General features: G+C 72.1%; 14 protein-coding genes. 4 read left to right on the plus strand and 10 right to left on the minus strand.

The features are described 5' to 3' along the window. Positions 1-89: 89 nt before the first annotated feature. The 6 genes from ABD143_RS11660 to metH form a co-directional block, all read right to left on the minus strand. Positions 90-968: a tRNA (adenine-N1)-methyltransferase gene (locus tag ABD143_RS11660; protein ID WP_379659675.1), complete on the minus strand. Its 879-nt coding sequence runs from the start codon at positions 966-968 to the stop codon at positions 90-92. A gap of 79 nt (positions 969-1047) precedes the next feature. Beyond that, positions 1048-1992, minus strand: a complete 945-nt coding sequence (locus ABD143_RS11665; protein WP_343977314.1) for a RecB family exonuclease — start codon at positions 1990-1992, stop codon at positions 1048-1050. Between the two features lie 78 nt (positions 1993-2070). Next, positions 2071-2967, minus strand: a complete 897-nt coding sequence (gene hisG, locus ABD143_RS11670) for an ATP phosphoribosyltransferase (RefSeq protein ID WP_343975615.1) — start codon at positions 2965-2967, stop codon at positions 2071-2073. A 63-nt stretch (positions 2968-3030) separates the two neighbouring features. Then, positions 3031-3294, minus strand: a complete 264-nt coding sequence (locus tag ABD143_RS11675; RefSeq protein ID WP_343977316.1) for a phosphoribosyl-ATP diphosphatase — start codon at positions 3292-3294, stop codon at positions 3031-3033. Positions 3295-3456: 162 nt separating this feature from the next. Further along, a complete protein-coding gene (locus tag ABD143_RS11680; RefSeq protein WP_379659683.1) occupies positions 3457-4110 on the minus strand; it encodes an HAD family hydrolase in 654 nt (217 codons plus the stop codon). A 142-nt stretch (positions 4111-4252) separates the two neighbouring features. Further along, positions 4253-7804: a methionine synthase gene (gene metH, locus ABD143_RS11685; RefSeq protein WP_343977319.1), complete on the minus strand. Its 3552-nt coding sequence runs from the start codon at positions 7802-7804 to the stop codon at positions 4253-4255. Between the two features lie 115 nt (positions 7805-7919). Between metH and ABD143_RS11690 the strand changes: the two genes are divergently transcribed. After that, positions 7920-8810 carry a PAC2 family protein gene (locus tag ABD143_RS11690; protein ID WP_343975621.1) on the plus strand — a complete coding sequence of 297 codons (891 nt, stop codon included), beginning with the start codon at positions 7920-7922 and terminating at the stop codon, positions 8808-8810. Further along, the gene (locus ABD143_RS11695; protein ID WP_343977322.1) at positions 8807-9976 is read left to right on the plus strand and encodes an MFS transporter; all 1170 of its coding nucleotides are present in this window, start codon (positions 8807-8809) and stop codon (positions 9974-9976) included. Before ABD143_RS11690 ends, ABD143_RS11695 begins: the two co-directional genes overlap by 4 nt. Before the next feature lie 98 nt (positions 9977-10074). Here ABD143_RS11695 and ABD143_RS11700 read toward each other — a convergent pair whose 3' ends face one another. Next, positions 10075-10509 carry a hypothetical protein gene (locus ABD143_RS11700; protein ID WP_343975624.1) on the minus strand — a complete coding sequence of 145 codons (435 nt, stop codon included), beginning with the start codon at positions 10507-10509 and terminating at the stop codon, positions 10075-10077. Continuing rightward, on the minus strand, positions 10506-10871 hold the full coding sequence (locus ABD143_RS11705; protein ID WP_343975627.1) for a DUF2237 family protein: 366 nt from the start codon (positions 10869-10871) through the stop codon (positions 10506-10508). The genes ABD143_RS11700 and ABD143_RS11705 overlap by 4 nt, the downstream gene beginning before the upstream one ends. Before the next feature lie 35 nt (positions 10872-10906). Here ABD143_RS11705 and ABD143_RS11710 point away from each other — a divergent pair, with 35 nt between their 5' ends. Then, positions 10907-11065 carry a hypothetical protein gene (locus tag ABD143_RS11710; protein ID WP_343975630.1) on the plus strand — a complete coding sequence of 53 codons (159 nt, stop codon included), beginning with the start codon at positions 10907-10909 and terminating at the stop codon, positions 11063-11065. Between the two features lie 31 nt (positions 11066-11096). Here ABD143_RS11710 and mshC read toward each other — a convergent pair whose 3' ends face one another. Next, positions 11097-12335, minus strand: coding sequence for a cysteine--1-D-myo-inosityl 2-amino-2-deoxy-alpha-D-glucopyranoside ligase (gene mshC / locus ABD143_RS11715; RefSeq protein WP_343975633.1), 1239 nt, complete (start codon positions 12333-12335; stop codon positions 11097-11099). 116 nt (positions 12336-12451) lie between these two features. Between mshC and ABD143_RS11720 the strand changes: the two genes are divergently transcribed. Then, positions 12452-13582, plus strand: coding sequence for an NAD(P)/FAD-dependent oxidoreductase (locus ABD143_RS11720; protein WP_343975636.1), 1131 nt, complete (start codon positions 12452-12454; stop codon positions 13580-13582). A gap of 142 nt (positions 13583-13724) precedes the next feature. Here the strand turns inward: ABD143_RS11720 and ABD143_RS11725 are convergent, their stop codons facing one another. Further along, the gene (locus ABD143_RS11725) at positions 13725-13913 is read right to left on the minus strand and encodes a hypothetical protein (protein ID WP_343975639.1); all 189 of its coding nucleotides are present in this window, start codon (positions 13911-13913) and stop codon (positions 13725-13727) included. Between the last annotated feature and the right edge of the window lie 85 nt (positions 13914-13998).

Here is a 13998-nt window from a genome sequence, read left to right on the forward strand (position 1 = left end):
CGGTGATCCACCTCAACCGGTCGGCACCTTGACGCTGACCCCCGGGCCTGATTGCGGACAGCAGGGGTCTTGGGCTCCACCGGACGGCCTCACCGGCTCGTCGGCCTGCGTTGCGGCCGAGGTGGCACGACCCCGTCCGCGAGCCGGCGGGCCGTCACCAGGAAGGCGGTGTGACCTTGCATACGGTGGTCCGGCCGGACTGCCAGGCCCACCACGTGCCAGGGCCTGACCAGGCATTCCCAGGCCTGCGGCTCGGTCCAGCTCTGCTGCTCGCGGAGGTCCTCCACGAGCCGCGAGAGCTGCGTCGTGGTGGCGACGTAGCCCACGAGCACGCCCCCCGGAATGAGCGCGGCCCGGACCGTTTCCAGCTGCTCCCACGGGGCCAGCATGTCCAGCACAGCCCGATCGAAACGCTCGGAGGCGGAGTCGTGAGTGTTAAGATCAGCGACTTTCAAGGTCCAGTTGGGTGGCGGCTCGCCGAAGAACTGTCGCACGTTTCGCTCAGCGTGTTCGGCGTGGTCGGCGCGGATCTCGTACGAGGTGACGCTCCCCTCAGGTCCGACGGCCTGCAGCAGCGAACACGTGAGCGCCCCCGAACCGGCACCCGCCTCGAGGACGTGCGCCCCGGGGAAGACGTCGCCCCACATGAGGATCTGGGCGGCGTCCTTCGGGTAGATCACCTGGGCGCCGCGCGGCATCGAGAGCACATAGTCGGCGAGCCGCGGCCGCAGCGCCAGGTAGGGCGTGCCCGTCGGAGACACGACGAGGCTGCCCTCGGGCTTGCCGATGAGGTCGTCGTGGCGCAGCCCGCCGCGGTGGGTGTGGTACTCCGCGCCCGCCTCGAGCACGACGGTGTAGTGCCGGCCCTTGGGGTCGGTGAGCTGCACGCGGTCGCCGGGGCGGAACGGGCCGCCCCTCGTGAGCGCAGGCACGTCGAGAGTGGCACGCGGATCGGACACGAGGTGCAACGCTAACGGTCGCCCGGTTGCACCCACGCGCGGAGGTGGCCGCACGTCGTCGATCCCGACGGCCACCGTGGCTGCTGCCTCACTCGGCCCGGTCCAGCGGCGACTCGACGGCGCTCACCGCCGGATCGGTGGGCCAGCCGGGATACTCGGGAGGTGTGCCGTCCCATTCCGGGCAGAGGGCCTTGTGGCTGCACCACTCGCACATCCGGCTCCGGTTGGGCCGGAAGTCGCCGGTCTCCCCCGCGGTGCGGATGGCGAGCCAGATCGCATCGAGGGTGCGCTCGAAACGCCGCAACTCGGCCTCGTCGGGCTGGTAGGTGAGCGACTCGGAGTCGGCGAGGTAGACCAGACGCAGCTGGGTGGGCACCACCCCGCGCAGGTGCAGCAGCATCAGCGCGTAGAACTTCATCTGGAACAGCGCCCGCGTCTCGGCGACCTCGCGGGGGGCCGCGCCGGTCTTGTAGTCCACGACGCGGATCTCGCCGGTGCGCGCCACGTCGAGCCGGTCGACGTAGCCGCGCAGCAGCAGGCCGGACTCGAGCTCGGCCTCCACCAGCAGCTCCCGTGCCTCCGGCTCCAGCCGGCGGGGATCCTCCAGGGTGAAGTACGCGTCCAGCAGCGGGCCCGCCGACTCCAGCCACAGCGTCAGCTCCGGGTCGTCCGCACCCGTGAAGAGCTGTCCGACGAGCTCGGGCAGCTCGGCGCAGAGCTCCTCCCACTGCGGCGCGACCAGCGCCCTGGCGGCCTCTGGGGTGCGCTGGGCAGCCGGGAGGTCGAAGAGCCGCTCCAGTACCGCGTGGACGAGCGTGCCGCGGATCTGCGCGCGGCTGGGCAGCTCGGGAAGCCGGTCGATGACCCGGAACCGGTAGAGCAGCGGGCACTGCTTGAAATCGCCCGCCCGCGACGGCGAGAGCGCCGGACGGCGCCGCGGGGGCGCCTCCTCGCAGGTGGTCGGGGCCGTGGCTGTGACGGCTGTGACGGTGGCCGCCCCGCCGCTGGCGGGCCCGGCGCCGGGAGTGTCCATCACGTTCCGCAGCGTAGGCGACGGCACCCACAATCCGGGGCGTCCGTGATCATCGACGCCCCGTGGACCCGGGCGGGATCAGATCGTCGTGCCGTCCACGGCCCGGCACGACCGGATCTCGGACGTCAGGATGGCGCGGGCACCGAGCGCGGCGAGGTCGTCCATCACCTTGTTGGCCTTGGTGCGCCGCACCATCGACCGGACGGCGACCCAGTCGGGCTCGGTGAGGGGGGACACGGTGGGCGCCTGCATGCCGGGGGTGATCCGCTTGGCGTCCTCGAGCACGCGCTTGGGGCAGTCGTAGTCGAGCATCAGGTACTGCCGCGCGTAGACCACACCCTGCAGCCGCGCGGTGAACACCTGCTTGGCCGCCTTGACCTCGACCGTCTCCTCGCGGTCCGGCCGCGGCTCCCGCTCGATCAGGGTGGCCTGCGACTCGGCGATCGCCTCGCCGAACGGGACGAGCCCGTGCTGGCGCAGCGTGCGGCCCGAGGACACCACGTCGGCAATGGCGTCGGCCAGGCCGAGCTGCACGGAGATCTCCACCGCGCCGTCGAGCTTGATGATGTCGGCGCGCACGCGGCTGCGGGCCAGGTGGGCGCGCACCAGGCGCGGGTAGGAGGTCGCGACCTTGCGGCCCTCCAGGTGCGCGAGCGACCACGGCTCTCCGGTCTCCGTGCGCTCCGGAGCGGCGAAGCGGAACTTGGACGCCCCGAAGCCGAGCTCGATGACCTTCTTCACCTGGCTGCCCGACTCGTCCATGAGGTCCGCCCCGGTGATGCCGAGGTGCAGGTCGCCCGAGCCCACGTACGTGGCGATGTCCTTGGGACGCAGGTAGAAGAACTCGATCTCGTTATCTTCGTCCATCATGCTGAGGTCGCGGGAGTCCGAGCGCTGCCGGTACCCCGCCTCACGCATCATCGTTGCGGCGGGCTCGGCCAGCGTCCCCTTGTTGGGGATTGCGACGCGGAGCATGGGGGCTCTCCTCGGTAGTGCCTTGCTGAGTGCGGGTCGTTCGGGGAGGTGCGGGAACCCGCCCTACAAATACTTGTACACGTCGTCGAGCGTGATCTTCCGCCCGATCATGAGCACCTGGATGCGGTAGAGCAGCTGGGAGATCTCCTCGGCCAGCGCGTCGTCGCTCTCGTGCTCGGCCGCGAGCCACACCTCGCCTGCCTCCTCGAGCAGCTTCTTGCCCTGCGCGTGGACGCCGGCGTCGAGCGCGCCGACCGTGCCCGAGCCCTCCGGCCGGGTGCCGGCCCGATCGGTGAGTTCGGCGAACAGCCCGTCGAAGGTCTTCACCTCGCCCATCTCCTCTCCTGTCCAGTGTCATATGTCACCCGCCACTGCGCGCAGGCCAACTCCTGTGCTGCGCCCGGTTACCCGCGGGGCGCCGGATGGTGCTGATACCACTCTGCGGCACGGCGGGACGGGAGGGCCAACGGGCCCTCCCTCAGTGAATGGTCAGGCCACGCGTTCGCCTCGTGCCTGCGCGTAGGAGAAGCGGACGTCGGCGGCGGTGAGCCCCACCAGCGAGGCCCGGTGGACCCGCCGCGGACCCGTGGGCACCGTCACCTCGCACGGCACGACGAGCACCGCGGCGCCGGCCCGCTCGGCGGCGAGCGTGCCGGTGGGCGAGTCCTCCACCGCGAGGCACTCCTCGGGCGACACCCCCAGCAGCTCCGCGGCCCGCAGGTACGGGTCGGGGTCCGGCTTGCCGCGCGGCACCTCGTCGCCACAGACCGAGACGGTGAAATGCTCGCGGCCGATGCCCTCCAGGGCCATCTCGGTGAGGGCGCGACCGGTGTTCGTGACCAGCGCGGTGGGCCACCCGGCCGCCGTGACCATACGCAGCGCCTCCTGGGCGCCCGGCCGCCACTCCAGGCCCTGCGCGAACAGCTCGCCGGTGCGAGCTGTCATCCACTCCGCGGCTTCCGCCATCCGCGCGGGATCGTGGGCGAGGCCGAGGTCGTCGAACATGATCACCAGGGTGCGGGCCATGTTCGAGCCGACCATGTCCTCGCGCGCCGACGCGCTGAGCTCGCCGCCCAGCCGGCGTGCGGTCTCGACGAGTGAGACCGTCCACACCTTCTCCGAGTCGACGAGGGTGCCGTCCATGTCCCAGAGGACGGCGGCGGGGTTGGTGATCGTGGTGGGAAGCTCAGTGCGGATGCTCGGACCCGACAAGCGATCCTCAGCGCCTATGTTCGGACCCGACAAGCGATCCTCAGCGCCTATGTTCGGACCCGACAAGCGATCCTCAGCCTGCATTGAAGTACTTCGCCTCCGGGTGGTGCGCGACCATGGCGTCTGTGGACTGCTCGGGATGCAGCTGCAGCTCCTCGGAGAGCTCCACCCCGATGCGGCCCGGCTGCAGCAGGTCGACGATCTTGGTGCGGTCCTCAAGGCTAGGGCACGCCCCGTAACCCAGTGAGTACCGGGCGCCGCGGTACCCGAGCTTGAAGAACTCCTCCACGTCCTCGGGGTCCTCGCCGGCCACCGCGCCGCCGCCGTCGAACACCAGCTCCTCGCGGATGCGGCGGTGCCAGTACTCGGCGAGCGCCTCCGTGAGCTGCACGCCGAGGCCGTGCACCTCGAGGTAGTCACGGTAGGCGTCCTTCGCGAACAGCTCGTTGGCGTAGTCGGCGATCGGCTGCCCCATCGTCACCAGATGCAGCGGAAGCACGTCGACCTTGCCCTGCTCGATCGCGAGGCCACGCGGGCGCCAGAAGTCGGCGAGGCACAGGTGCCGGTCGCGACGCTGGCGCGGGAACGTGAAGCGGTACCGCTCCGGCCCGTCGGGCCGCGGCCCGCCGTCGACGTCATGGGTCAGGACGAGGAGGGAGTCGCCCTCGGACACGGCGGGGAAGTAGCCGTAGACGACGGCGGCGTGGGCAAGCACGCCCTCGGTGGACAGCCGTTCCAGCCAGTATCGCAGCCGCGGCCTGCCCTCGGTCTCCACCAGCTCCTCGTAGCTCGGCCCCGAGCCGCCCTTCGCCCCGCGCAGCCCCCACTGCCCGAGGAAGAGCGCGCGCTCGTCGACCATCCCGGAGTACTCCGCGAGCGACACGCCCTTCACCACGCGGGTGCCCCAGAACGGCGGGGCCGGCAGGGGGTTGTCGGCGGCGACGTCGGAGCGCTCCGGCAGCGGGCCGGCGTCCTGCGCCTCGGCGGCCTTGCGCTTGGCTGCGACCCGCCGGGAGCGCTCGTGGCGGGCCTTGCGCTCGGCCCGCTTCGCCTCCTCCTCCGGATCGAGGGCCGTGCCGCCGCCGCGCACCCGGGCCATCGTGGCGTCCATCAGGCGCAGGCCCTCGAACGCGTCGCGGGCGTACGCGACCCGGCCCTCGTAGACCTCGGAGAGGTCGTTCTCCACGTAGGAGCGGGTGAGCGCGGCGCCGCCGAGCAGCACCGGGAGCTTCGTGGCGACGCCCCGGGAGTTCATCTCCTGGAGGTTCTCCTTCATCACCACGGTGGACTTCACGAGCAGCCCGGACATGCCCACGGCGTCGGCGCGGTGCTCCTCCGCCGCCGTGAGGATCGTGGAGATGGGCTGCTTGATGCCCAGGTTGACGACGTTGTAGCCGTTGTTCGTGAGGATGATGTCGACGAGGTTCTTGCCGATGTCGTGGACGTCGCCCTTCACCGTGGCGAGCACGATCGTGCCCTTGCCATCGCTGTCGGTCTTCTCCATGTGCGGCTCGAGGTGCGCCACCGCGGTCTTCATCACCTCGGCGCTCGCCAGCACGAACGGCAGCTGCATCTGCCCCGACCCGAACAGCTCGCCGACGGTCTTCATGCCCGCGAGCAGGGTGTCGTTGATGATCTCCAGGGCGGGTCTCGAGCGAAGCGCCTCCTGCAGGTCGGCTTCCAGCCCGTCGCGCTCGCCGTCCACGATGCGCCGCTCCAGGCGCTCGAAGAGGGGCAGGCCGGCGAGCTCATCGGCGCGGCTCGCCCGCGCAGAGGACGCCGAGACGCCCTCGAACAGCTCCATGAACCTGTTGAGCGGGTCGTAGTCGTCGCGCCTGCGGTCATAGACGAGGTCGAGCGCGACCGAGCGCTGCTCGTCGTCGATCTTGGCCATCGGCAGGATCTTCGCGGCGGACACGATCGCGGTGTCCAGCCCGGCGTTCACGCACTCGTGCAGGAACACCGAGTTGAGCACCTGCCGCGCCGCGGCGTTGAGGCCGAAGGAGACGTTCGAGATGCCCAGCGTCGTCTGCACGTCCGGGTAGCGACGCTTGAGCTCGCGAATGGCGTCGATGGTCTCCAGCGCGTCGCGGCGGACCTCCTCCTGACCCGTCGTGATGGGGAAGGTGAGAGTGTCGACGACGATGTCCTCGACCCGCATACCGTGGTTTGCCACCAGGTCGTCGATGGTGCGGGCCGCCACGCGCACCTTCCACTCCGCGGTGCGGGCCTGGCCCTCCTCGTCGATGCACATCACGACGACCGCGGCGCCGTGCTCCCGGACCAGCTCCATCGCCCGCTGGAACCGCGAGCCGGGGCCGTCGCCGTCCTCGTAGTTGACCGAGTTGACGATGCACCGGCCGCCGAGGCGCTCGAGTCCTGCCCGGATCACCTCGGGCTCGGTGGAGTCGAGCATCACCGGCAGCGTCGATGCCGTGGCCAGCCTCCCGGCGAGTTCGGCCATATCGGCGACGCCGTCGCGGCCCACGTAGTCGACGCAGAGGTCGATCAGGTGGGCACCCTCGCGGGTCTGGTCGCGGGCGATGCCGACGCACGCCTCCCAGTCCTGCGCGAGCATCGCCTCGCGGAACTTCTTCGACCCGTTCGCGTTGGTGCGCTCGCCGACCATCAGCACCGAGGTGTCCTGCCGGAACGGCACGGCGGCGTACAGGGAGCTGAGCCCCGGCTCGGGTCGCGGCGTGCGGGCCGGCGGCTGCACGCTGCGCAGCGCCTGGTCGACCGCGCGGACGTGCTCGGGCGTGGTGCCGCAGCAGCCCCCGACGAGCCGCAGGCCGTAGTCGCGCACGAACGTCGACAGCGCCTCGGCCAGTTCGTCGGGGGTGAGCGGGTACTCGGCGCCCTTCGGGCCGAGCTGCGGGAGGCCGGCGTTGGGCATCACCGAGAGGGGGATGCGGGCGTGCTTGGAGAGCGTGCGCAGGTGCTCGCTCATCTCGGCGGGCCCGGTGGCGCAGTTGAGGCCGATCAGGTCGACGCCCAGGGGTTCGATGGCGGTGAGGGCGGCGCCGATCTCGCTGCCCAACAACATCGTGCCGGTGGTCTCGACGGTGACCTGCGTGATGATCGGGACGCGCCTGCCCTCGGCCACCATCGCCCGCTTCACGCCCAGCACGGCCGCCTTGACCTGGAGCAGGTCCTGGCAGGTCTCGATCACCATCGCGTCCGCGCCGCCCGCCAGCAGCCCGCGCCCGCACTCGGCGTACGCGTCGCGCAGCCGGGCGAACGACTCGTGGCCGAGCGTCGGCAGCTTGGTACCGGGACCGACAGAGCCGAGGACGTAACGGGGGCGGTCCGGGGTAGCCATCTCGTCGGCGGCCTCCCGCGCCAGGCGCGCGCCCTTCTCGGCGAGCTCCTGGATCCGCTCGGCTATCCCGTACTCCGCGAGGTTGGGCAGGTTCGCCCCGAAAGTGTTGGTCTCGACTGCGTCGGCGCCCGCCTCGAAGTACGCGCGGTGGATGTGCCGCACGACGTCCGGGCGGCTGTCGTTCAGGATCTCGTTGCAGCCCTCCAACCCGAGGAAGTCGTCCAGGACCAGGTCGGCGGCCTGAAGCATGGTGCCCATGGCGCCATCGGCGATCAGGACGCGCTCTGCGAGCGTGTCCAGCAGGGTGGAGTCGAAGGCAGGCTCTGCCGCGGCACGCGTGTCGGACTGCACAGCGGACACGGTAGTCGCCCGGGGTAGGCACCCGGGCGCGGCGCCGCGCGGGCCGTAGGCTGGACCGATGACCGATCGCGACCCGGAGACCGGAGCGGCGAAGGCGCAACCGCAGCTCGTCGACCCGGTGATGATCGCCGCCTTCGAGGGGTGGAACGACGCCGGGGAGGCGGCGAGCACCGCGCTGGAGCACCTCGAGCTCAGCTGGGACGCCACCCCGCTGGGCTCGATCGACCCTGAGGAGTACTACGACTTCCAGGTCACGCGCCCGCACGTGAAGCTCACCGACGGGGTCACCCGCAAGATCGAGTGGCAGACCACTCGGCTGTCGGTCGCCACCCTTCCCGGCACGGACCGGCACGTGGTGCTCGTCAACGGCATCGAGCCCAACATGCGCTGGCGCGCGTTCTGCCGCGAGATCCTCGGCTACATCGAACGGCTGGGAGTGACGAAGGTCATCACCCTCGGCGCCCTGCTCACCGACACACCCCACACCCGCCCCACCCCGGTCAGCGGCATCTCCTACGACAAGGACTCGGCGGGCGAGCTGCGCGTGGAGCCGTCGAGCTACCAGGGGCCCACGGGGATCGTCGGCGTCCTGCAGAACGCGTGCGTCGAGGCCGGGGTGCCCGCAGTGTCCTTCTGGGCCGCCGTGCCGCACTACGTCTCGCAGGCGCGGGTGCCGAAGGCCGCCGTGGCGCTGCTGCACCGCGTCGAGGAGGTGCTCGACGTCGAGGTGCCGCTCGGTGGGCTGCCCGAGCAGGCCGAGGAGTGGGAACGAACCGTCTCGGAGATGGCCGAGGCCGACGACGAGGTGCGCGAGTACGTGCGGCAGCTCGAGGAGCAGGCCGCGATCGAGGACGCCGACGACGAGGTGGTGGAGGCCGACGGCGACGCGATCGCCGCCGACTTCGAGCGCTACCTGCGGCGGCGCGGCACCGGGGGTTCGGGCAACTGAGGGCGGGCCTCCGCGGCCGCGCACTCGCCCGCGCCGGGCTCTACCTCGGTGCGTTCCTCGGACCCTTCGGCGGTGGCATCACCGTCGCGATGCTGCCGGAGCTCGGTCGCGACTACGGCGTCTCCGCGGCCACCGCCTCGTTGTCGGTCACCGCGTACATCCTCCCGTTCGCGGCCGTCATGCTCGTGTCCGGCACGCTCGGCGAGCGCTGGGGCAGGCGGCGCACGGTCGCCGTCGCGTACGGCGGGTACGCGCTCGCGTCGGTCGCCTGCATGCTCACCACGACGTTCCCGCTCTTCCTCGCGGCACGGGCCCTGCAGGGCACCGCGAACGCATTCATCACCCCACTGCTGCTCGCCGCGCTCGCGACGGCCACCTCGCCGGAGCGGCTCGGCGGAGCGCTTGGCTGGTTCGGGTCGCTGCAGGCCGCCGGCCAGACGTTCGCGCCGCTCGTGGGCGGGCTCGCCACGGAAGTGGACTGGCGGCTCGCGTTCGGCGGGGTGGCCGTCGTCGCGGTACTACTCGGGGTGGCCGGGATTCCTGACGACGGCCGCGCGGTCGGCGCGCGTCCGGGGCTGCGCTCGGCGATGCGGCCGCTCGTGCTGCGCGCCGGGATCGCTGCCGGCGTCACGTGGGGCTGTCTCACCGGGCTGAACTTCCTGGTCGCGCTGCGCCTGGAGCAGGAGTTCCACGTCGGTGCGAGCGGACGGGGGCTCGTGCTGACCGGCCTCGGCCTCGCCGGGATCCTGACGGCGCGCTTGGTCGGCGGGGGCATCGACCGGATCGGGCCGCGGCTCTGTGTGTTGTTGGGCGGCGCGCTCGGGACACTCGTGGTCGTCGGGGTGGGTGTCGCGCCCGCCGTCTGGCAGGTCGCCGTGCTGTGGGCGTTCGGTGGGGTCGCCACGCAGCTCGTGCTCGTCGGGATCAACGCGATGGTGCTGCGCTCCGGCGGGGAGAATCAGGGCGGATCGATGTCGGTGGTCTCGGCCGTCCGGTTCGCCGGTGCCGCGGCGAGCCCCGTTGTGGTCACGCCGATCTACCACGCCGACCCGCTGGCCGGCTTCCTGATCCCGGCCGCGCTCCTGGCCGTGGTGGTGCCGGTGGCGCTGCCCCGGGAGCCTGCCGGAGCCCTTACCCGGCTGAGACCCGCCCCGCGGGGACGCTGAGCGCCAGCAGCACCGTGTAGCCCTCGTCGTAGCCCTCGTCGTCGATGTAGCGCGGAGAGGACGTCAGCAGCCGCCGACGAGCGCCGGTTCGGGCGGGTTCAGGCGCTGAGAAGGGCGAGCAGGGCCCTCGCGTAGGCGCGTTCGGCGTCGACGTCCACGTGGCGCTCCTCGCGGCCGTCCAGGCTCTCGACCACCACGGCGAAGCCGTCGCCGATCGTCTCCAGGCGCCGGAAGCGCCCGCCCAAGGCCGCGCGCAGCTGGTCCTCGCGGGGCAGCCACACCGTCGCCTCCTGAGGCACGCTGTCGAGCGCCCACTCGGTGGTGCCGTTGAAGCGGATGAGCGGGCCGGTCGGGGCCTGGTGCACGTCGATCGTCAGATCGCTCACCACGAACACGTCGGCGTCCATGCCGCGTTCGGCGATGACGAACCGGTCGCCGGACGCGGGCCGCCACCGCAGCCCGGCCTCCTGCAAGCGCGTGGCCAGCTCGACGGAGATCACCGGGTCATCTCTCTGGAATCTCTCTGGGGTCATCTCTGGGTGGTCGCGTGGCGGCGGAGATCGGCGAGGTCGACCCAATCGAGGGTGCGGGCGTGGGTGGCCTCGAGGACCACCGGCGGGGCCATCCCGGCGGCGAGCGCCTCGGCCCAGCGGTCGGCGCACAGGCACCACCGGTCCCCCGGCCGCAGTCCGGCGAACCCGTACTCGGGGCGCGGGGTGGACAGGTCGTTGCCCTGCTGCGCGCTGAACTCCAGGAACTCGGCGGTCACCTGGGCACACACGGTGTGCACGCCGGCGTCCTCCGAACCGGTGTCGCAGCAGCCGGTGCGGTAGAAACCGGTCATCGGGTCGGTGCCGCAGGTCGCGAGCTCACCGCCGAGCACGTTGCGCGCCATGTGCCTCACTCAACCAGAGCGGGTAGTTCGGTGAAATGACAGAACCGCAGCAGCCCGACCCGGAACCGCCCCCGACTGGCACTGCCGACCGCGACGTGAACGTCGACATCCCGATCGACCCGGGCGAAGGCGGCGCCGTCCCGGGCAACGAGGACGTGACACCGGAGGCGGGAGCGACGGAGCCCCCCGACTGAGAGGGACCGCTGGGTTTGGACGTTGGATGCCCTACAGCGCGACGCCCAGCAGGGCGTCCAAAGCTCTCCTCGCCAGCGCCGGGGCGTCCGGGTCCTGGCCTCGGCGATCTAGCGCCTGCACCGCCCACGCGTCCACCGCCGCCAGCGCCGACGCAGTGTCGAGGTCGTCGGCGAGGTGGGTGCGCAGGCGCTGGACCAGGTCGTCGGCTGGAGGGGCGGTCGGCAGGGCCACGGCCTCGCGCCAGCGGGCGAGCCGGGCCTCGGCGGTGGAGAGCAGGTCGGGGGTCCACGCCCGGTCGGTGCGGTAGTGCCCGGCGAGCAGCGCCAGGCGGATGGCGTTCGGGTCCACACCCTCGCTGCGCAGCTTCGAGACGAAGACCAGGTTGCCGCGCGACTTGGACATCTTCTCGCCGTCGAGCCCGATCATCCCGGTGTGTGTGTAGTGTCGGGCGAACGGGTGCACGCCCGTGTGCGCCTCGGCGTGGGCGGCGCCGAACTCGTGGTGCGGGAAGATCAGGTCGGAACCGCCGCCGTTGACGTCGATCTGGGTGCCGAGCCGGTTGAGGGCGATCGCCGCGCACTCGACGTGCCACCCGGGGCGGCCCGCTCCGAGGTCGGACTCCCACGACGGCTCGTCGGGCCGCGCCATCCGCCAGAGCAGGGCGTCGGCGGGATGGCGCTTGCCGGGGCGGTCGGGGTCGCCGCCGCGCTCGCGCGACAGCTCGACCATCGTCGCCTCGTCGTAGTTCGACTCGTAGCCGAAGTGGCCGGTGACGGCGGAGTCGAAGTAGACGTCGGGGTACTGCTCGTCGCCGATCCGGTAGGCGGCCCCGGCGGCAAGGAGCTTGCCGACCAGCTCCGCGATCTCCCCCATCGCCTCGACGGCGCCGATGTAGTGCCGCGGCGGCAGCACCCGCAGCGCCTCCATGTCCTCCCGGAACAGCGCTGTCTCGCGCATGCCGAGAACGACCCAGTCGTCCTGGTCCCGGGCGGCGCGCTCCAGGAGCGGGTCGTCGATGTCGGTGACGTTCTGCACGTAGTGCACGTCGTGGCCGAGGTCCCGCCACAAGCGGTTGACCAGGTCGAAGGCCAGATAGGTGGCGGCGTGGCCGAGGTGGGTGGCGTCGTAGGGGGTGATCCCGCAGACGTACATGAGCGCGGTGGCGCCGGGGGCGGTCGGACGGACGCGTCCCGTGGCGGTGTCGTGCAGGCGTAGCGGTGGGCCACCGCCGGCCAGCTGGGGGACGTCGACGGATGCCCAGGTCTGCATGGGGCACAACTTACGCGGCCGGACCTCGCCACCGGACCTCTGCGATCGTGCAGGTGAGCGGCGCCACGAACCCTCCTATGCTCACCGGGCGAGGTCGGAAGCGCATCGGGAGGAACATGTCGAAGCCGCACGTGGTGGTCGTCGGGGCCGGGGTGGCGGGTGCGGCCACGGCGTTCGCGCTGGCCCGCCGCGGGGCCGCGGTCACCGTGCTCGACGCGGACGTCCCGGGCACGGCGACGGCCGCGGGCGCCGGGATCGTCCAGCCGTGGAGCAGCGCCGTCGCGGACGGCGCCTACTACGAGCTCTACGCCCACGGCGCCGCGTACTACCCCCGGCTGCTCGAACTGCTTGCCGCGGCAGGCGTCCGGTCGGTCGACTTCCGCCGCACCGGCTCGCTCGTCGTGAGCGCTGATCCCGCGGTTCTCGACGCGGTCGAGGAGCGCCTTGCCATCCGGCACGCGGCTGGCGCCCCTACGGGGGAGGTCGAGCGGCTCCCGAGCGAGAAGGCGCGCGAGCTGTTCCCGCCGCTGGCCTCGGACCTGGACGCCGTCTTCGTACCGGGCGGCGGGCGCGTCGACGGCCGGACGCTGCGCGACGGGCTCCTCGCAGGCGCCCGGGCCCACGGAGCGAGCGTCCGTGCCGGACAGGCCTCGCTCGTGCGCGCCGGCGAGCGGGTGCGCGTTCAGGTCGACGCCGACGAGCTCGCCGCGGACGCCGTGGTCGTGGCAGCCGGCGCCTGGACGGACGACCTGCTGGAGCCGCTCGGCCATCCGCTGGGCGTCGTGCCGCAGCGGGGCCAGATCACGCATCTGCGCCTGGACGGCGTCGACACCCGCGCCTGGCCGACGGTGCTCCCGTTGAGCGGCCACTACCTCGTCGCGTTCGACGACTCCCGTGTGGTGGTCGGCGCGACCCGCGAGACCGGCAGCGGGTTCGATGTCCGGCTGACCGCGGCAGGGCAACGGGAGGTGCTCGACCACGCCCTTCGAGTGGCGCCGGGTCTCGCGGACGCGACCGTGCTGGAGACCCGCGTCGGCCTGCGACCGCTGCCGGCCGACGGCGTCCCGCGCCTCGGCGCCGTGCCGGGAATGCGTGAGGTGTTCGTGAACGCCGGCTTCGGTGCCGGCGGGCTCACGATGGCCCCGGTCTCCGGCGACGCGCTCGCGTGCGCCGTGCTCGGCCAGCCGGCTGAGCTCGACCTGGCGCCGTTCGCGCCTTGGGAGGGTCCTGAACAACTCCGCCCGTAGCGAGCGGCGTCCAGGTGGGTGCATCGCAAGGCGGACGATCGGGCCGATACCGCTGTTGTATCGGCCCGATCGTCCAACGCCGCGAGGTGCCCGCCTGGGCGTCGCGCAGTAGGGCCGAGTTGTTCAGGGCGCTCCAAGCCGGTCACCACCACTCGGGGGCGAGCCTGGCCTCGATCTCGCGGGCATGCCGGCGTGCGCAGCCCGGGCACAGCCACCGCTCCCCGTCCGGCTCGCGCTCGCACGCCCATGCCAGCCGAGCCGCGCCGCTCGCGGGCCGCGGGGTGGCGCACCGGTGGCAGAGCGGGGTCGGCTCGTCCGTCGGATCAGTCACGCTGGCGAGGGTGCCCTCTTGCCCCGCGGAGCGTCGTCTGACAGCCTTCAGCCAAGTCCTCTAGACCAAACGTCTACTCTCTGCG

The sequence above is a fragment of the Pseudonocardia aurantiaca genome (assembly GCF_039526725.1).
GTDB classification, from domain to species: domain Bacteria; phylum Actinomycetota; class Actinomycetes; order Mycobacteriales; family Pseudonocardiaceae; genus Pseudonocardia; species Pseudonocardia aurantiaca.